This is a genomic window from Enterococcus sp. C46 (assembly GCF_040887565.1).
GTDB lineage: Bacteria > Bacillota > Bacilli > Lactobacillales > Enterococcaceae > Enterococcus_B > Enterococcus_B lactis.
Genome location: NZ_JBFOGA010000001.1, coordinates 351,232 through 370,498, shown reverse-complemented (window position 1 = coordinate 370,498; position 19,267 = coordinate 351,232). Strand labels below are relative to the sequence as shown.

The 19,267-nt window shown below is 36.7% G+C and carries 17 protein-coding genes and 2 pseudogenes; 10 read left to right on the top strand and 9 right to left on the bottom strand.

The genetic code is table 11. The features are described 5' to 3' along the window. Window positions 1-67: 67 nt before the first annotated feature. On the bottom strand, window positions 68-373 hold the full coding sequence (locus AB3I27_RS01840; RefSeq protein ID WP_002313766.1) for a hypothetical protein: 306 nt from the start codon (window positions 371-373) through the stop codon (window positions 68-70). Between the two features lie 96 nt (window positions 374-469). Beyond that, entirely contained in the window at window positions 470-1,501 is a 1,032-nt protein-coding gene (locus tag AB3I27_RS01835; RefSeq protein WP_368022892.1) for a Gfo/Idh/MocA family oxidoreductase, read from the bottom strand. Window positions 1,502-1,707: 206 nt separating this feature from the next. On the opposite strand from AB3I27_RS01835, the gene AB3I27_RS01830 reads away from it, so the two are divergent. Further along, window positions 1,708-2,583 (top strand): MurR/RpiR family transcriptional regulator, encoded by an 876-nt coding sequence (locus AB3I27_RS01830; RefSeq protein ID WP_104760146.1) that lies wholly within the window; start codon window positions 1,708-1,710, stop codon window positions 2,581-2,583. Window positions 2,584-2,704: 121 nt separating this feature from the next. Here the strand turns inward: AB3I27_RS01830 and AB3I27_RS01825 are convergent, their stop codons facing one another. From AB3I27_RS01825 to AB3I27_RS01815, 3 genes and pseudogenes are all read right to left on the bottom strand, one after another. Then, window positions 2,705-3,547 carry a class C sortase gene (locus tag AB3I27_RS01825; RefSeq protein ID WP_104760147.1) on the bottom strand — a complete coding sequence of 281 codons (843 nt, stop codon included), beginning with the start codon at window positions 3,545-3,547 and terminating at the stop codon, window positions 2,705-2,707. A gap of 91 nt (window positions 3,548-3,638) precedes the next feature. Beyond that, a pseudogene (locus tag AB3I27_RS01820) lies at window positions 3,639-4,439 on the bottom strand (SpaH/EbpB family LPXTG-anchored major pilin); the annotation flags it as partial. Window position 4,440: 1 nt separating this feature from the next. After that, a pseudogene (locus AB3I27_RS01815) lies at window positions 4,441-5,202 on the bottom strand (VWA domain-containing protein); the annotation flags it as partial. 223 nt (window positions 5,203-5,425) lie between these two features. Here AB3I27_RS01815 and AB3I27_RS01810 point away from each other — a divergent pair. Both AB3I27_RS01810 and AB3I27_RS01805 read left to right on the top strand, forming a co-directional pair. Continuing rightward, complete coding sequence (locus AB3I27_RS01810; protein ID WP_021463329.1) at window positions 5,426-5,884, top strand: helix-turn-helix domain-containing protein; 459 nt, start codon at window positions 5,426-5,428, stop codon at window positions 5,882-5,884. 159 nt (window positions 5,885-6,043) lie between these two features. After that, entirely contained in the window at window positions 6,044-6,850 is an 807-nt protein-coding gene (locus AB3I27_RS01805) for a M protein trans-acting positive regulator (protein WP_033643585.1), read from the top strand. Between the two features lie 209 nt (window positions 6,851-7,059). On the opposite strand, the gene AB3I27_RS01800 is transcribed toward AB3I27_RS01805, so the two are convergent. From AB3I27_RS01800 to AB3I27_RS01790, 3 genes are read right to left on the bottom strand one after another with little or no spacing between them, the layout of a single operon-like run. Next, entirely contained in the window at window positions 7,060-8,898 is a 1,839-nt protein-coding gene (locus AB3I27_RS01800) for a carbohydrate-binding domain-containing protein (RefSeq protein WP_104760149.1), read from the bottom strand. A gap of 22 nt (window positions 8,899-8,920) precedes the next feature. After that, entirely contained in the window at window positions 8,921-9,595 is a 675-nt protein-coding gene (locus AB3I27_RS01795; RefSeq protein ID WP_104760150.1) for a DUF4956 domain-containing protein, read from the bottom strand. Beyond that, window positions 9,585-10,319 carry a polyphosphate polymerase domain-containing protein gene (locus tag AB3I27_RS01790; protein WP_104760151.1) on the bottom strand — a complete coding sequence of 245 codons (735 nt, stop codon included), beginning with the start codon at window positions 10,317-10,319 and terminating at the stop codon, window positions 9,585-9,587. Before AB3I27_RS01790 ends, AB3I27_RS01795 begins: the two co-directional genes overlap by 11 nt. Before the next feature lie 158 nt (window positions 10,320-10,477). Here AB3I27_RS01790 and AB3I27_RS01785 point away from each other — a divergent pair, with 158 nt between their 5' ends. Both AB3I27_RS01785 and AB3I27_RS01780 read left to right on the top strand, forming a co-directional pair. Continuing rightward, window positions 10,478-11,152 carry a response regulator transcription factor gene (locus AB3I27_RS01785; RefSeq protein WP_002309252.1) on the top strand — a complete coding sequence of 225 codons (675 nt, stop codon included), beginning with the start codon at window positions 10,478-10,480 and terminating at the stop codon, window positions 11,150-11,152. 4 nt (window positions 11,153-11,156) lie between these two features. Beyond that, window positions 11,157-12,497, top strand: a complete 1,341-nt coding sequence (locus AB3I27_RS01780; RefSeq protein ID WP_104760152.1) for a cell wall metabolism sensor histidine kinase WalK — start codon at window positions 11,157-11,159, stop codon at window positions 12,495-12,497. A 199-nt stretch (window positions 12,498-12,696) separates the two neighbouring features. On the opposite strand, the gene AB3I27_RS01775 is transcribed toward AB3I27_RS01780, so the two are convergent. Then, window positions 12,697-13,683, bottom strand: coding sequence for a DUF2382 domain-containing protein (locus AB3I27_RS01775; RefSeq protein ID WP_104760153.1), 987 nt, complete (start codon window positions 13,681-13,683; stop codon window positions 12,697-12,699). A 744-nt stretch (window positions 13,684-14,427) separates the two neighbouring features. Between AB3I27_RS01775 and AB3I27_RS01770 the strand changes: the two genes are divergently transcribed. The 5 genes from AB3I27_RS01770 to AB3I27_RS01750 all read left to right on the top strand — a co-directional run bounded on the left by AB3I27_RS01770 (window position 14,428) and on the right by AB3I27_RS01750 (window position 19,219). Continuing rightward, complete coding sequence (locus tag AB3I27_RS01770; RefSeq protein WP_002309246.1) at window positions 14,428-15,459, top strand: tyrosine-type recombinase/integrase; 1,032 nt, start codon at window positions 14,428-14,430, stop codon at window positions 15,457-15,459. 102 nt (window positions 15,460-15,561) lie between these two features. Beyond that, window positions 15,562-17,094 (top strand): acyl-CoA synthetase, encoded by a 1,533-nt coding sequence (locus AB3I27_RS01765; protein ID WP_002309245.1) that lies wholly within the window; start codon window positions 15,562-15,564, stop codon window positions 17,092-17,094. Window positions 17,095-17,364: 270 nt separating this feature from the next. Beyond that, window positions 17,365-18,177: a hydroxymethylpyrimidine/phosphomethylpyrimidine kinase gene (locus tag AB3I27_RS01760; protein WP_002306723.1), complete on the top strand. Its 813-nt coding sequence runs from the start codon at window positions 17,365-17,367 to the stop codon at window positions 18,175-18,177. Continuing rightward, the gene (locus AB3I27_RS01755; protein WP_104760154.1) at window positions 18,167-18,652 is read left to right on the top strand and encodes an ECF transporter S component; all 486 of its coding nucleotides are present in this window, start codon (window positions 18,167-18,169) and stop codon (window positions 18,650-18,652) included. Before AB3I27_RS01760 ends, AB3I27_RS01755 begins: the two co-directional genes overlap by 11 nt. Before the next feature lie 21 nt (window positions 18,653-18,673). Beyond that, entirely contained in the window at window positions 18,674-19,219 is a 546-nt protein-coding gene (locus AB3I27_RS01750; protein WP_002290783.1) for a TIGR01440 family protein, read from the top strand. Window positions 19,220-19,267: the final 48 nt, after the last annotated feature.

The window sequence follows — 19,267 nt, the reverse complement described above, 5'->3', positions numbered from 1 at the left end:
TACTAAACGACCTCTATCGAGTTACATAAAAAAAGCAGGTGACCAAATGGCTCCCTGCTTTTATGAATTAATGATGATCGTGTTTATTTTTTGAAGTCAGTTCTTCAAATTTTTCTTTGACCTCTTCAACCGCTTTTTCGATATCTTTTTCGAGGTGATTAGGTTCGTTAGATTCTGATTCTTCTTCTACGGAATTTGAACCAGATAAAGCTGTTTCTTTGTTTTCTGTTTCACCGGAGTTTGTACCAGCTAATGATTCTTCTTTATCTTCTGTTTCACCAGAATTAGTACCTGCTAAAGCTACTTCATCTTCCGTTTTAGGGGCCATTGAACCTCTTAATCGTTTGTGTTTTTCACCATCATAATTTGTCATATTGGTTCCTCCTAGTAATTCTATACTTTTTCATCGTACAATAAGACAGTTTGTGCGTCAAAAAACAAACCCGATTCTTACAAATATGTCATGTTTTCATCTTTTATTTTCTGATTCTTGAATGTCTTTGATTCCTTCTTCCAAAATTTTCATCTGTAAGATTGTTTCTTCATCTTTAATGACTTTTTCAGCGCCATTGACTAATGTCTCGTAAATGCCTTCGTAGACGCGACTATAATCACCGACCTCGGAAATCACTTTTTCTTCATGATAATCCCCTTGTTCATCTATATAAGTCAATACACCGTAGTGTTCGGGCAAGTCGATCCCAAAGTCTTCATGATCAGGCATATAAAACATTTTAAGATGTTCTTCTTGCCGATCTTTCGTTTGTTTCACGAACATCCCCTTTTTTCCATAAACGACAAAACTTGGACGTTCTTTTATACGGAAATAACTGGATTTTATCGAAATTTTCATGTTTCCGTAGAAAAAGTCCAAATCGAAGTAATCATTCATTCGTCCTTTCCCTAATAGTTGACGAACATCATAGAGGATATCATCTGGTTCGCCGAAATAAGAAAGAACTTGGTCTACTGTATGACAAGCATGTCCATATAAATAGCTGTTTGCAGTAGAAAATTCATGTGTATTTTCTGGTACTTCCGGTCTGAAATAATCGTAATGCATTTCTACTTCTAAAATATCCCCTAATTTCCCGCTTTCGATTACTTTTTGGACTGTCAAGAAGTCAGAATCGAACCGTCTGTTTTGGTAACATTGGATAAATAGCCCTTTTTCTTTTGCTAATGCAAATAACTCTTCTGCTTCCTTTGAGGTTTCTGCAAAAGGTTTTTCTACCAATACATTCTTTCCATGTTCAAGTGCCATTTTTCCATATTCATAATGAAATTGACTTGGTGTAGTAATGACAACTAATTGGATCTCAGGATCATTCCAAAGATCAGACAACTGATCGGTATATTCGACGTCTTCAAATGTTTCCCACACTGGTTTAGATGGGGAAAAAATTTTTTTGATATTGATTTTGTCCGTAAGTTTTCTTGAAAATGGCAAATGATAGCGATTTGTACTCTTTCCATTGCCGAGATAAGCGATTGTAAGCATGATTTGTGCCTCCTTTTATTGTTGTTTTCAGTATATCTTAGAAAAATATAGAAAGTGTCTATAATAGATATTCTGGCAAAAAAGTTCAGAAAAACATTTGTTATCATTTGGTTTGGTGAAATTTATGTTCAAAGTAAGGTAAAAAATCAAAAAGAGAGTGGCGGAACCAAGCATTTATCAGTAAGATAGAATTTGGAGGTCAGATCATGCTTATTGAAGAAAAATTAACCAAACAAGAGTTGTTTACCACGACAGAGAAACGGATCGCTGATTATATTCGGAGGAATATCGAAGCCACAGTCTACATGACGATTGAAGAATTAGCAAAAGCTACGTATACTTCCCATTCAGCTATCATTCGTTTATGCAAAAAAATGGGCTTCAGCGGATTTAAAGAATTTCGTTTCGAACTAGGACGGGAAGTTCATCAATTGATTGCCCAGTTTAATCAAACGATTGATCCTAATTTTCCTTTTTCAAGTGAAGATAACACACAGCAAATTGCAAAGAAAATGGCAGATTTGTCGATCCAGTCAATAAAAAAAGCGCAATTGCAGATCGAGCATCAAGATTTGGAAAACATCAGTAAAGTATTGAACAACGCACAGCGAATTTTTCTTTTTGCAAAAGGTGATTCCCAAATCACGGCAAGGAAGTTCCAGAATAAAATGGTCAAGTTGAATAAATTTTTGATCTTGGCCGAAGAATATAGCGATTCTTCTTGGAATGCAGCCAATTTGACTAGCAAGGATTGCGCAGTTTTTATTAGCTACAGCGGTCGTATTCATCATTATGAACGGATAATGACCTATCTAAAGCATGTAGGAGCTCCAACATTATTGATTACCGGAAATCAGCATTCAGAAATGGCCAAACAGGCTGATATGTGTCTTGTTATATCGCAGGAGGAATATGATTTTGCTAAAGTAGCGACTTTCTCCTCTCAAATTGCCTTCGATTACGTATTAAATACGTTATTCTCAGTGATATATTCTCAAAATTTTGAAGAGAATATCCGCAACTTGAAAAACAAACAAGAATTGATGCAAAAAGGCCTTCTTAAAGAATATCGGAAAAATTGAGATAAGCTTTCTTTGATATCGTTATAAATATAGACTGGCTGAAGTTTTCTTTTTCAAACTTCAGCCAGTCTATTTGTTTACGCATTGATTTGAATATATCTATCATAGAAAAGAGACACAGTTACCTTCTGTTTCTTATTTTAAATGTCTGCCGAAAAAGATAAATAAGAAACAGAAAAATCAGTATACTTATAGCTATCAATCCGTACAGGAAGAAACGTTTGTTCTCAGATACTTTCTGTACTTCTTTCTGTACTTTTTTTGCATGATAAGGAATGCGATGCCCTCTGACAAGTAAGCGATGACTGTTGATCATATAAGGTGTACAAGTCAGTAGTGTCACGAAATCCTTCCCTTTTTCGATTCTCAGGTCTTTTGTATCAGTTGGTTCTACCGTCTTTATCTGATCGACTTGATAAGCAAGTGTCTGTCCGTTGATCTCGATATAGAAAGAATCACCGAAAGTCAGTTTTGGCAAGTCAGTGAACAACTTTGCTTGAGGCAGTCCCCGATGACTGGAAATAACGGCATGCGTACTTTCTCCCCCAGTAGGATAAGATGTCCCTTCCAATAACGAAGCGCCTTTTTCTAGCAGCACGGTATTTGTTTCGTCAAAAATCGGTAAATGGACATTGATTTCAGGAATCGTCAGAACGCCGATCGTATGTTTTTCAAAATAGGTTTTGTCCATTTTCACTGGTTCCTTTTTCTTAGTAAAGGGATCGACACCGGGATTTCCTCCTTTTTTTGCTAATTGCTGGTTTTTCTTTGTCATGTCTTTTTGGATTTTGGCCATGACTGCTTTATTTTCTTTTACTGCTTGTTGCTGATAATGAGAGATGATTTGCTGATCTAGGTAGTTATTCAGCGCATCGCTAACGAATGGATAAGCCAAGACGCCTATCCCTGACAGAAGCAGAAGAATCATTAGCAGGTCTAGATAGTTCCTTTTCTTTTGTTTCATTTGTGTTCTCCTTGTGCTGACTAGTTGTTAATAAAAGAAAAAGGAGCAATTGCGTAAGCCACTGCTCCTCTTTCCAATTCATGTACAAAGATTAAATCTGACTATGCTTGCGTCTAGCAAAGTACAATCCAGCAATCAATAGAAGGATCACTCCTGCACCAATATAAAGATAGATTCCCTTACCACCTGTTGAAGGAAGTGTACCTTTGTGTTTATTTGGTATTTTTTCAGGAGAAATCAACTGTCCTGCTGTTGCGTAAGATTGTTCATCGACAGTAAATGCTACGCGGTTTGCCAATGGAACATAATTTTCTGGTGCTTTCGTTTCTTCCAGATAGTACGTGCCGTATTTGAGACCTGTCACATCAACTAAACCGTTGTTTGTGGTTGTAAAAACTGTTGCTGATTCTTTCGTCGAAACCCAGTTGACGGCTTTTGTAGATGGGTCGATCGACAAATAGTTGGCTGTGTCACTCTCTTGATCACGAACGACGAATTCTGCTCCAGCAAGTGTTTGATCTGATGCAACATCACCATCTACTTTGACAAATCGTTTGCCGCCAGTAACGACATCGACTGACGGTGGTGTTTGATCATTTGTATGTCCGTTATCGACATTTGCTTGGTTAGAAAACCCTTTTGTTGGATCTGCTTTTTCGTTCAAATACATATAGTAAACAAATTTCAGCGTACCACCAGGAGTGAGTGAAGGAATATAATTCGGATCAACTGAAACCGTGAATCCGTTTGTTTGTTCAGTGACAGAATAATTTGTTGGATCGATTTCTTTATCCCCATCATACAAGACATACGCATACGTTCCTGAAGTTTCATGATCAAATGTCAAAGCAGCGTCATGAGTATCAATGAGTTTGAATGTCGTGTACTTGTTTGCCTGTTCCCCCGTATTCGATATACGAATGAGTCCGATCATTAGGATCTCCATCCCAAGAATTTATCCCATCCCATTGATTTGATCCATTTTTATTACCTTGGTGATCAAGAACATTTGTATTTCCTGTAGGTTGCCAATTGGCTTTAGGATAAGTGCCTTGATCATCTGTCGTATACTCTGTAGAAATCGTCTGGTTAGTTGAAACAGTCACAGCCGGCAAAGACAATCTAGGCAATGTAAAGGGGCTGACAGAATTTTCATTTTCTTCTGATACTCCTTCTTTTGTTTCGTCTGTATTTGATGTTGACACTTCTGTCTCTTTCTTGTGTTCTTTCGCATCAGTAATGTCATACTCTTTATTATCGACGATCAGCTTATTTGTCTGGCTATGATAAAGTGTTGGATCGATTGGAAGACTTAGATTGATCGTTTGTTTAGTATTTGGTGAGATTTCCAGCATGGTTTTCCCGCTTTTTACCTGATAAGCATAGCCATCTCCTTCCTTTCTTTCCACATCACTTAAGTAATTCTCAACTAGACCAATTTCCTTCTCTACCTTTTTTGTACTGTTGTTATTCGCATTTAGTTTGACGTTCAGTGCTTTTTTCCCAGATTGATCTGAAGTGATTTCAGCTGAAATGATTTCTAACATTGTTGGATTATCTGCAGCTTCTGCTATTGCAGTTACAGGCAGGATGTTCGATAAACTCAATAATATCAGCACAAAAACAACTTTCAGCTTCTTCCCTGTGGTCGTCATTTTTCCCCTCCTTTTTCTTTTTTTCTGTTTTGACGTGAATAGTGAAAATTATTAAAATAAACAGGCGTTACATAATTTTATTTATTTTAATATGATAATTATTATATGAAGGGCGCTAAAGGGAATCACACCAATTTTCATACCAATTGGTTTCATTTATGAAGTTGATTCCTTCGATTATTGAGCGTTTCATTGAAAGAAAAGGGTTGAGGGAGAAAAACATATGATCAGGTTGTTGGAAGGAAACTATAGAAAGATGGAAAAAATCATTCGAATTCTGTCCATTTCTGACAAGTGGATGACTAAAAAAGAACTTGCCAAACGAATTGGTAGTTCAGAATCTACATTTGTAAGGTATATCGAAGAGATCAAAATCCGCTGGGGAACGGATATAACGATTCAATCTTCACAAAAATTGGGGTATCGTCTTGAACATTTGAATGTACCAGCTTATTTAAATGTTCTGATGGAAATGTCACAAAGTTCTACAAATAGTCGTCTATTAAATGAAATCATTGTCAATCCGGGCAAAACGATCGAGTATTATTGTGAAAAAATCTCGATTAGTCATTCTTCTTTTACGCGTAAGTTGAAACAATGCAATCAAATTTTAGAAAGCTATTTATTAAAAGTAATCGTCGATCAAGGGTTTCAGTTGACTAGCCTGAAAAGTGAGCTCTAGCTGCGTATCTTTGTCACCTTTTTCTTTTTAAGTTACTACGGAAGACGCACGTTGCCATTTCCAATCGAAAAAAAGAAGATCAAAGAAATTATGGTCAAGAATAATTGTCAGTTGAATTTGTTTCAGGAAGAAAGTCCTTATGAGCAATCTTTCTTTATTATGTATTTTGTTGTGCATCTTATGCGGGAATCACAAGGAAATCCATTCGAATGGAAAGCTGGAGACTCTTATGTACAGTTGATAAATATCGATAAAAAAGACTTTTTGATCTTGAAAAATCTTTTAGGGAAATTGAAGTACAGCAGCTATATAAAAGTAGTGAACTATTTTGTCAATACGATTTTTTCGGAATTTTCGGAGAAAGAAAAAAATGAAATCAGTGAACAAATACGAAGAAATATATCCTACTGTTCATTTTCATCTGCTGATTGCAAAGAAAAAAACGAAGAATTTGTTGTTCGACTCTTAACTCAAATTTATTTTTTCTCACGTATCTTCCCATACGACACGACTCATTTGACGATTCGCGCCACTTACTTTGCAGAACAGATGCAACATCGCCATATACGTCTATATGCTGGATTTCGTGCAGAACTTCAATTTTATTCCACCCTACTGAATCGAAATTTGATTTGTTATTTATCTAGCTATATATTTTGGATGCTTATCGGTAATCCTGAAATACACCATTATACTTCAGATAAAAAAATACTAATCGTCAGTGACTTAAGTCTTCGACATAGTCGATACATTGAAAAATATGTCAGTGATGTTCTTGCTGTGCATAAGATTCACTCTGAAACAACTGCTATCACTGAAGATCAACTTTCGAAGTACAATCTTCTTGAGTATGACCTGATCGTCACGAATCAACCAATTCCGAATACCCATGTTCCTTATATGTTGATTGATGATAGTGTGTCATTCGCAAATGAAGAAGAACTGATCCGCTTATTTGAACTATAAACAATCAAAAAACAGCTATGTATACTCTACTATCCTGATAAAAATATCAGGACAAATAGACATAGCTGTTTCTTTTTATTGTATACCTTCAGCAATCCAACGAGATTTATGGCGAAAGTATATCAATAGTTATTCTTTCATTTTCAATCATAATTATCTGTTTGTGAAACATCTTTTGTTGATTCATAATGTTAGGATCATTTTACTTATTATCTTCCCCCAGGTCCCGCCATCTGATTCATTGAAATAGTTTCACCTGACTGTGAGACACTTGCTGTGTTTTCTGAGAGTGTAAATGAACCAAGCTCAGTTCCGGTTGTTTCTGATCCGGTATCAAATAACCCATTTTGTGGTTCTGTATTTGCAGTACCACCACTGACAATCGAGTAAGTATCTCCAGTGATCAATTCTTTTGTAGAAATAACAATTGTTTGATAATCTTTTGCGGGTTGATATGTGACCACAGTATCACCGCTGCTATTTTTGATGCTTATCAAAGTACTAGCTGATTGAACCGAATCAAACGTGATTGCAATGGTACCTTGTGTAGAAGAATCGCTAACTGTTTGCGCCATCCCACTTGCACCCGCAGCTACCAGTGAGCCACCGGATACATCATATGTTCCTCCATAATCCAATGCGCCGTTTCCGCCATTTGTCGGTCCATCAACAGTAACTGTTCCGCCAGACATGGTGATATTTCCGTTACTATCTAATCCATCTCCTTCAGAATTAACTGACAGAGTCCCTCCGCTAATCGTTATTTGTTTGCTGTCATCTGATTCATCTGGAGCTCCGCCAAATGAATCAGCACCAAATTTTCCATTTTCCTGACTTGTGTCATTTCCTCCACCGGCATTTACTCCGTCATCACTGGCTGCTATTTTTGTTTGTCCGTCTTTGAAGTTAATAACAGCTGATTCTATTCCTTCGTAAGACTGTTGGATGTCAACAATACCTGCACTGATTGTCAATTCATTATCTGCGTGGATACCATCGTCTCCCGTTTTAGCTGTAATTGTACCGCCAGTAAGTTCAAAAGTGTTATTGGAATGGATGCTGTCATCAGCACTGTCTATGGAGTAGGTCCCACTGCTTATTTTTACTTGATTTCCAGCTTTGATTCCTTTGTAACTTTCATTTGTATTTATAGTTTGACTATTTGCCCCATCTGCAGTTTTGATTGTCATCTCAGCGTTTTGTAAAGTTGTATTTGTTTCTGCTTGGATACCATCTCTTCCGCTACTAATTTCAAAAGTACCACCATCAATTGCTACGTATCCTTTTGTTTCATCTTCTGTATTGTTTGCTTGGATAGCGTCCCCTTCTGTTGTATTCAAGTTATAATTCCCGTTTCGAATAGAAACAGAATCTTTTCCTTTGATAGCATTGTTTTTGGCAGTAACTTCATATGTTCCTGAAACGAGTACAAGATCATCTTTGCTCCTGATTCCATTGCTATAATTTCCATTGACTTTTAACGTGCCGGTTCCATTAATCGTTAAATCTTCTTTGCTGTATAATGTTGCGTCGGGTTCTGTTTCATTTTCAGTAAAAGAATAATTTTCACCATCTTTTAGATTGTTCGTTTTATTGTCAGCTAATGTTAGGATCACTTTCTCTGCTTGCTGGATATTGACGGCTGATCCGCTTGTATTAGTAATAGAGACACCGTTAAAGATCAAATGGATTTTTGCTTCTTTCGGCGCATTGATAATGAGCTGGCCATCAGAAAGCGTTCCACTGAGGACATATGTTCCTTCTTCTGAGATCGTTACTGTTTCTCCCTCGGCTGTTGCTCCGTTTCCATTGATAACCGGTTCTTCATCTAACGTTATTTTTGTTTCTGAGGTCTCATCGTAGTCTGTTGATAAATCTTCTTCCTCGTACTTCCCATAGTAATTAGCTAACTCTTCCGATGTACTATTACTTGTTTGAGACGATGAGTTACCTGTTTCGGTATTACTCGTTTTGTTGCTAGATGATGATTGTGAACAAGAAGCAAGAAACAAGCTTGCAAGGAGCATTGTATAAATTGTTTTTTTCATTTAGTATACTCACCTTTCAATGTTACAATTCATCGCGATTTGTAGCGACTTTTCCTAATACGACAGGCAGATTTCCATTCCTAACACGAACTCGATCAATCAATTCTTTTTCTTTTCCTTGATCTTTCATCAGAATAACATAGCGTAGTTCATACAAACTTCCCATTGTTGTTGTTCTCACAGAAGATAAATGATTGGTATAAGTATATTCTTCAAATATATCTGTAAATAATTCTGGGTAATCTAAATCCTCTGGTATTGTTATTTTTAATTCTCGTTCGGCAATTTTTTCTCTGCCTCCAAAAGGTGATAAATATAGAAACATTAAAAATAAAGCTACAATAACAGAAAATAACACAACATAAACTACGTATCCCATTCCAGTAGCGATCCCGATACCCATTGACCAAAAAATACTGGTAATTTCACGAGAACCACCTGCAACAGAGCGGAAACGAATTAAGCTGAAGGCGCCTACTACTGCTAAACCAGTGCCAAGGTTACCATTAACTAGCATAATGACAGATTGAACAAGCACCGGTAAAACAGCTAAAGTTACGACGAAGCTTTTAGTATAAACATTTCGCTGCATATGGATAAATGCAACTAATAATCCTAAAACTAATGAGACAATGATACACAAAAGCAAATCGGTAAACTGAATGGTTGTTCCTGATTCAAACAGACTAGATAGCATGGATTTCTTCCTCCTTATGTTGAACAAATAGATGTCTTTTGTACGTTTCTGCATATTTTGAGAAACTGCTTTTTCGTACTGTAAATTTATTTAACAGTTCAACAAACCATAAAGGATAAGCCCCCATTGCCTTTACTTCCATTAGCACACCAAGTTCAGGAGCAACTAGCTGTCCGCCACTTCCTTTTTTTAAATCAAGACAGGTATTTCGAAAACGAATTTTCTGATCAAAGGTCACTCGGAATTCTACTTCTTCGTTAGTGAACAAAGATATTCTGTCATAAGAGATCAATACTTGTGGAGTCAAATCTGGGTGCTGCTTGAACAACCAAAAGATCTCTTCGTTGATTTGATTACTGTCTACGTTGTTTCTTAAATAAAAATCTTTACTTTTCAACCAACATTCGTATGTTGAGTAATCCACAGGCAGCCTTCTTTTATAGACAATCCCATTTACTTTCTTTTTGATTTCCAAGAATATAGTACTCTCTTCGCTAGGGATTCCGTAGCTTCTTACTCTGAATTTTTCTTTGTATATTGGTTTATCCATCGAATGCTGAATAAACTGAAAATCTTTTGTATCATAATACAGAGACATGATTGTATGGAGCCCGTATTCGTCTATTGCCATCTTTTTTTCAAGTTGCTCGAAAAAAAGAGGAAATTGCTGTTCGGTCAATAAATATTTGTTTTCTTTTCTTTGAAATACTTTTTTTAGTTTCATGTTTTCTCCCCTTTACTGTTTGGTGATTATAACAACGAGTCTATGTAAACAAACTTAAATTCTCCTTAATTTAATAGATAAGTGGATTCTTTGATTATTTAAGCTAATTTTATGCTATCCATGTTAAACTAAAGTGACCAAATGAATGAGGTGGGAAAATGATCAAACTGTTAGTAATAGAAGACGATAAGGTATTATCCAATAATATAAAAGAAATACTCACAACAATTGGCGAGATAACACAAGTTTATAACGGTAGTGAAGGACTGTTTGAGTTGGAAAGCGGTGTTTATGACCTTGCAATCTTGGATTTGATGATGCCGGAAATGAATGGTTATGAAGTCCTAGCAAAGTTACGGAAAGAAAAAATACAGACTCCTGTATTGATTTTGACAGCAAAAGATAGTTTGGAAGATAAGATTGAAGGATTTGAACGTGGTGCAGATGATTATCTGACAAAACCGTTCTATCGAGAAGAATTGATCATGCGCGTGAAAGCATTATTGAAACGATCGCTTGGTCTCTTTGATGAAAACATTCTGAAGTATAAGGATATCAGTTGTGATCTAAAAAGTAATGAAGTATTGTACAAAGAACAAGTTTTGCCCATACAAGGAAAAGAGTTTGAATTACTCGTTTATTTTTTACAAAATAAAGGAATCATTTTGACAAAAGAGCAGATATTTGATCGGATCTGGGGATTTGATTCTGATACGACGATTACAGTTGTTGAAGTTTACATGAGCAATTTACGGAAACATCTACGCAGTACTGGACTAGATAAAGAAATCAAAACTTTACGTAATGTTGGTTATATATTGCAAGGGGTGTGATGCAATGAATGGAGATATTACGCGTAAGCAACGTAGCCGTTTTTTTATAACGAATGTAGCTGCATTTGCTTTGATCTTTTTTCTTCTGGGGTTCATTACTTTACAGATATTGAACCAATCTGCGTATAGAGAAACGGATCTTTCATTAGAGAAAACAGATTTTGATTCTCGGACAGTACAATTAGAGATACAAAGGTATCAGCAAGGTGATCCCTTTTTGAACCCGAATCAAATGGAACAAAACAGAACAAACATGGAACAACCATTGATGGAACCATCAAATGACCGATTTAACACTCAAGTGATCTTGTGGTCTGAAAATGGTGAGATATTGAATAAGGCAGCTATTGGTGGACGCTTCAATCAGATCAAAGAATTAAAAATGGATACAAAAAATCTGAATACCATCCAAAATATTGAATTAAATGAAGAAAACGACTCGTCTACCCTCTCCTTCCGCTCGATAACGAAAAAAGCAGAGACGAATCAAGTTGGTGTTGCCTATATCCAAATTTTAGAAAATACAAATCAAATCAAAAATTCATTAGCAACTTTTCGCACAATTATGATTTTGTGTATGGTTGTTTTCTGGCTTATCTCAATTGGCATTAGTTATTACTTGTCTAGTCTAAGCATGCGCCCTATCATTCTTTCTTGGAGAAGACAAAAAGAATTTGTCGAAAATGCTTCTCATGAATTACGTACACCGTTAACGATTATTCAAAATAGTTTGGAACATCTATTTACCAAACCTGATCATACCATCATTGAGGAATCTGAAAGTATTGCTCAAGCATTGTCAGAGACGAGACGGCTCACTGGATTGACTTCAGATCTGCTGACGATTGCCCGAAATAATTCTGATCAGCAGCTACTTTCAAAACAAATGATCAATACACAGGAATATATTGAAAACCTTGTTAAACCATTTCAAGAGATGGCCACCATAGACGGAAAGGAGTTTATCCTTCATAACGAGGCAACATCAGAAGTACCAATTGACGAAAAAAAGATCCATCAAGTTTTGGTTATTTTGCTAGATAATGCCTTAAAATATACGAATCCAAAAGATAAAATTATTTTAGATTCGTCTGTTAACCATAAAGAATGGCTGATTCACGTAAAGAATACTGGCCCTTCTATCAGTGAAGAAGATCAAGTAAGAATCTTTGATCGATTTTATCGGGAAGATCAATCTCGTGCGAAGGAAACTGGCGGTTACGGACTTGGATTGGCGATTGCAAAACAGATAATCGAACAGCACCACGGACAAATTTCTGTATCCAATTATCTTCTACAAGGAGTTGATTTTAAAGTCCAATTACCGTTGAAGCCTAAAAAATAATGCTTAACTCTAAAACATACTAGGAACAGGGCTGTGACAATAATCTTGTCACAGCCCTGTTTTCCGAATAAACGGTGTTCCAGAAGTAGCTTCTTCGGAAATAAGCCGAAATTTCACAAAAATTTGAGAAACAAATTTCGTAAATTCCTTCTTATTTCTTGAAGCGGACCTCTTCTGTCACAACCTCTTTAGCTTACGCTTAAGATTTTTTATTGCGGTCTTCAATGTGTACATCACCGCTTGTGTCAATATCCAATTCTTCTCGGCTAACATCTTCTGTCACTTTTTCAACGTCTTCATGTTCTTCTTTATGAATTCCCACTTCTTCACGAACAACTGTATGTTTGCTAACATCTACTTGCTCTTCTTTGATTGGGATAGTGATTGTGTCATCTTCCAAGTTTTCGTCTGTACCCTGTGAAGATGGATCTGTTACTGGTTTGCGCTCGATGACGATTTCTTCACGTTTGACCGGTACTTCTACCGTTTCAGTATCGTTGACCACATGTTTGTGGATGTCGACTTCTCCAGTGGTAACATCATGTGTATTTACATCTAATTTTTCTTCTTTTAGTTGAATCGTATCATCATCTAGATTTGGTTTGCGATCAATGTCTTCAGTCTCTCTTGTACTCGTAGAATCAGCTTCGCCAGGTACGTCCATCGGATCAGTTCCTGGTGTCATATTCAATGGATCTGTTGTATTTTGAAAGCCTGTCGTGCCATCTACGTCCATTGGATCAGTGCCAGTCCCAGTCCCTAGTCCTGTTCCCATTGTGCTTGCCGAGGTAACTGTATCTTGCGTATCCATTGTGTCTTTTGTTGTTTCTGGCTGACGATAGCCTTTTACTGTGATGACAAATTTTCCAGCAGAAATATCTCCTCTATACTGATATAAAGGATCATTTTCTGGCGTAGCCGTCTCAGAATCATAGGTATCAAAAGAAAAAGTGTCTTTTATTCTTTCCCATAAAGAACGATCTTCTTCGCCATCCATCCGATTCTCATCTGTTTCAACATCTATACCGGATAATCCGTCGAATCCCAGTCTAGTTGCTGCTTCATCAGTAGTATAAATAACGATATCATCTCGATCATACCCTTCGTTACGTAATCGTTCGATTACTGATAATGCTTCATCCCTTGTGCTGTAGCTACCGATGACTGTTAAATTTTTGTCTTCCATGTAAATTCCTCCTAGCAAATAGATTTATGATTGGTATATTTTTACTTATAAATTTATTCTATAGGAGACGATTGATTTCTACAAATATTTAGATTGGAATTAGATTAAAACGTTTTAATTGAAATTTCGGAATATCTATGCTAATAGCAAAATATATATCACTAAAATAGTCATTTGTGCATTTATTCCTATAGGAAATTTTTTGAAAAAAATCCTTATATTTCCATTTATTACGATTGTCTCATTTATCCAATCCGTGAATAAGTAAGCTACTTATATAGATAAAGAGACTGATTCCCAGTATAATCATTCCTATCATAGGATAAATTCCTATGTAAGGTGAGGAAGTCCCAGCTATTTCTAATATTCCTTTAAGAATCATCCCGACGATATAGCTAGTCAAACCAGTATTGAATAAATTGAAAGCCAAGCGATTCTGAAAAAATGTTTTCTAATTTTTCGGAAATAAAAGAAAGAGCCTCCTGCCATTAGAACGAACCAAATCCATTTCATTGCTCATGAAGTAACCACATAGCTAAAAAGAGGATAAATCAATTAAAAGATCAAAAGAATGACTGCACTAATAAAATAACTAAAAATGTATCTTCTTACTTCATATCTTTTAGCTAGTACTTTTAAAAGACAGTTAAAAATTTGCTTCCTAAGATCAAGACAAAGTCTCTATCCTCATTTGAGGAAATGCGGTAAAATAAAGGAAATGAACAATAACTGGAGGGATTTGTATTGGACAGCAAAACTAGAAAACAACTGCAAGAAAAATTAAAACAACGTACACATTTGCTCCCTTCCGTCTTTCAACAGTTTTTAGAAGAAAATCGTTCTTCTTTATCATTAGGTAGTCGCTATGAATATGCAAAAGATTTCCATTTGTTTACTGATTATTTGAGAAAAGTATTTTCTGAAGAAGTGGATGACCAGCTGATTATCCGTCTAGAAAAACAAGATTATCAGAATTTCTTAGCTAAAATCTATCGACATACTCGTTCGTTCCAAACTACAGCGAACCAAGAAACGGAGCAATTGTTTGAAAATAGCTATTACGGGATTTCGAGGAAGCAATATTCATTAAATCATTTTTTACGATTTTTGTATCAAAAAGGACTGATTGAAGAAGAGATCTCTCTTTTGGGTACAAGTTTACCGGAAACAACCAAAGCAGCTCCGCGATATATCGATGCTGAACTTTTCAAAGATTTTGAGCATTTGTTTATCCCGATTGAAGGCTTTCGAACAAGCAGAGAAGCTAGCTTTGAAGAAAAGAATAGACCGAGGAACCTTGCGATTACTGCCATTCTTCTGTATTGCGGATTAAAGATCCATGAAGTAGTAGAACTTAAACGTAAAGATGTATCTTTGACCAAGCAGATTCTTAATCTGAATAGAAAAGAAAACAGATTGAGTAAAGTACCAATACCAAAAGAAGCGATGCCGTTTCTGGAGAACTATTTTAAGTTAACAGCACAAAATACGGACGAAAATTCTTTTGTTTTTCGTTCCTCGCATGATCAACAAATTTCTCCTCGGACTATTCGCCAAATTTTGAGCAAAATCACAGTGTATAAGAATGTATCACCAGAATTATGCCGAAAAACCTATCGCTATTATACTGAACTATATTTAGATGATGCTGACGCGGTAAACTATTTATGTGGTAATCGATACCTATCTTCCCATTCTTTTCAAGAAATCTGGGAAAAAATGGTTGATTTTTCTTATCACGAATTAGCGACATTCGTTCAGGTTTCTGTCACATAGAAATCTGAACTTTTTTCACAATGAACTATGTTATTATACAAAGGTTTATGTTACGATTATCTTTAATTTGTATATTACTTAACAAAAGATAATGGAGTGTGAATGATGGAGACCATAATGTATTCCCCTTTGAATTTATTTACGAATTTTCAAGAAGCTGCAGCTGGCTTTTCCGAGATCCCGATTATCTTTGATCAGCCGCTTTCTGCTTTTCCTGAGTTAGGACTTGAAACAACTTACAAAAAATGCTTTGAAAGTGTATTAGATCGAGCTTATCAATTGGCCCATCTTGGTGTGAAATCTGGAGACAAAGTCATTATCTATAAGAGTTCCGCTTTTGACACATACCTTCTCGCTGTTTCTGTGTCTTACCTTGGTGCAGTGCCTGTCATGACTTCTTATCATCTACCAACAGCGACAATGGAAGTATTTATCGACCGTTTAGAAGACCCCTTTGTTTTATTTGATGATGAGACAAAAAAACGAGTGGGAGAAATTTCAAACGGGACTAAATCAAAACAGATTCCTATTGTTTATTTACTGGAGCAACCTACTTTTCCTGTTCCCCAATCGTTTTTAGCTAAAAATGAAATTTCTTATATGACCCATACTTCTGGTACAACTGGTATCCCTAAGCTTATTTGTCATTCCGCTCATTCTATGGGTTGGCGAACGAAATGGCAAAAAACTGTTTTTGCAAAAATTTCAGAAAAGAAATTAATTGCTTTTCACATTTCCCCCGTACATTCTAGATTCAATATTGGCATCTCTTCTTTGATGTCCATGGGTTTTCCTATGATGCCTTTAGCAGACGCACAAAGTTCAAAAGTTATTCATATGTTGGAAACCTACCGACCAATCGCATTAGAGACTCATCCGAATAACTTTGTTCAGTGGAGTTTTACTGCTAAAGAACATCCAAAAGCTTTCTCTGGCATCCGTTATTATCACTCTACTTTTGATGCCATAAACAATCAGACAATGGAAACATTTTTGCGAACATCAATAACACAAGATGCGGTATTTCTTCAAGTATATGGCCAAAGTGAATGTGGACCAATGATTCTTAAGGCTCATACACTCGACAGTTTGAAAACGAGTGATGCAAGAGATATGGGCGTTGGACTGGAAGACATGACAAGCGCACGGATCACAGATTCAGTCGGGAACGTCCTTCCTGAAAATACAGATGGTCATATACAATTACTGTCTAAAGGACGGGCTTTGACTTATTATAAGGAAGATGCACGGTTCCAAGAAAATGTTTATGGCGATTGGTGGGATAGCGGAGATTACGGTTTTATGGATGAACATGGCCACCTATTTTTGAAAGATCGGCAAGTGGATCTGATCGAAACGATCAATAGTACATTAGCTATTGAAGACTTTTTATTAGATTCGTTAGATTTTTTGGCAGAGGTAGTGATTGTAAGAGATAAAAATCATTCTCCACAGCCGATTATTGCTTTAGCTCCTGATAAAGAAATGGATTGGAATCGCTGGTGGGAGCAAGTCCATGAACTTCCACGTTTGAACGCCCCTATCATCCGTGACTTTGATGCAATCCCGCGAACAGCTACAATGAAAGTTCAGCGGCTTCAAATCGAGAAAGAATTAAAAACACAAAACAACTAATCGTTTTTAAGCGGTTGTGAAAAAGCTGTCCTGCATCAAGTAATAAGAACAGCCAAACAAAAATAGTTCCTTATATTTTACCGTTTGTTGAGCTAATATCGAGGGCCAGTTAATTGAAGACCGTTTATTTGGAAAAAGGGAATGTGACACGATTTTTGTCACATTCCCTTTTCGCTTCTTTTTGAAAATTGGATGAGATAAAAATATGCCAATTGGCTGTTTTTCTTTTTTGAAAATTTCGTTATACTCTTATTCATGGAGGGAAATGTTATGAAAAGAATCTTGACGATTGGTGGCTCTGATCCATTTGCTGGTGGAGGAATCCAAACAGACTTAAAAACTTTTGAAGATTTTGGTTTATTCGGGCTAAGCGCCTTGACATCTATAGGGGTACTAGATACGAATGGGCGATTTATCTTGGAATCTATTCCTTCAGAATTGCTTGAACGACAGTTGGCTTCAATTGATCAAATGACTTCATTAGATGGAATCAAGATTGGGTTATTAAATTCAAGTGAAGCAATCATGGTTGTTCGAGACTTCATAAAAGCAAAACAAAATATCCCAATCATTTTAGACCCTGTTTTGGCATTCAAAGAAACTGAAACTGTGATCAATCAATGGTATATTTCGCAGCTCATCGAAGAACTTTTTCCACTTGTTACGATGATTACGCCTAATTTGGCAGAAGCTGCTTTACTTTCTGGTCAAGCTCTCCCCTCTTCGTTGATAGAAATGATCCATCTCGCTAAAGAGCTCACTGCTTCAGGAGCAAAGAAAATTGTAATAAAAGGCGGCACAAGGATGGCTGGCGAACAAGCTGTGGATCTTCTCTATTCAGTTGACCATCATGAGGTGTTTTCTCAGAAAAAAGTCGATACCCCGACAGTAAATGGTGCCGGTTGTGCCTTTTCTTCTGCAATAACAGCGAATCTTGTATTAGGAACAGACGTTTCAAAAGCCGTAGCAGAAAGTAAAAAATTTGTTGCCCATTGTATTTCCAATGGTGTGCTGATGAATGATCATACAGGAAGCGTCTGGTCTGGCGGTATCCAAAAAGGAGGAACGATAAATGAAAACTAAACAACTAACAATCTATGCGATGTTGATTGCGTTGACCGTTGCACTTTCATTAACTATTTTGATCCCTGTACCGGCTACGAACGGCTTTGTGACATTATGTGAGGCTGGAATTTATACTGCTTCTTTTCTTTATGGTCCAATGGGTGGATTAGTTGTCGGTGCTTCCAGTGGTCTATTAATCGATTTGATTTCAGGATATCCGCAATGGGCTATTTTTTCATTAGTGATTCACGGATTACAAGGATATGTTACCGGATCTTTCAGTAAATCTTCTACTCGTATGTGGCTATTTGGTCTTTTTTTAGGAAGCTTAGTTATGATCGTCGGCTATGGTATCGCCGGTTGGATTTTGTATGATTGGCCGGCTGGAGTGGCTTCTATCCCAGGGAATACCTTTCAAAATCTTATCGGTATGGGTCTTGCCTTTCCTATAACTGCAAGTCTTCAACGTATTCAAGCACGGAAGCAATATTAATTGAAAAGAAGGTTTTAGAGAATGAAGTTGTCAGAAAAAGAATTGAAAGTTCAATTGACTGAAATAGTTAATGACGTATTGGCTGAGGCACACTTGAAAAAAGGAGATCTCTTTGTTTTAGGGTGCAGCACAAGTGAAGTCGTCGGTGGACATATTGGAAAAAATTCCAGTGCGGAAGTTGGTCAGTGGATCATCCGTACGTTAAAAGAGCTATTAGATCCTAAAGAAATTGCCTTAGCTGTCCAAGGTTGCGAACATTTGAATCGAGCATTGGTGGTAGAACGAACAGTGGCAGAAGCAAAAAAATTCGAAATCGTCTCTGTTATCCCTGCATTACACGCTGGAGGTGCTTGTTCTGTTGCTGCTTTTGAGCAGTTCAATGACCCTGTCGAAGTGGAGCATGTAATTGGGCAAGCCGGCATCGATATCGGTGACACTTCGATCGGTATGCATATCAAACATGTCCAAGTGCCTGTCAGACCTCGTTTGAAAACCTTGGGACAAGCCCATGTGACAGCCCTTCGCTCTCGTCCTAAATATATCGGTGGTCCTAGAGCAAATTATTAAGATGGGTAAATCAGAAAAACTTCCTCGGAAAGTCCAACTATTGAACTT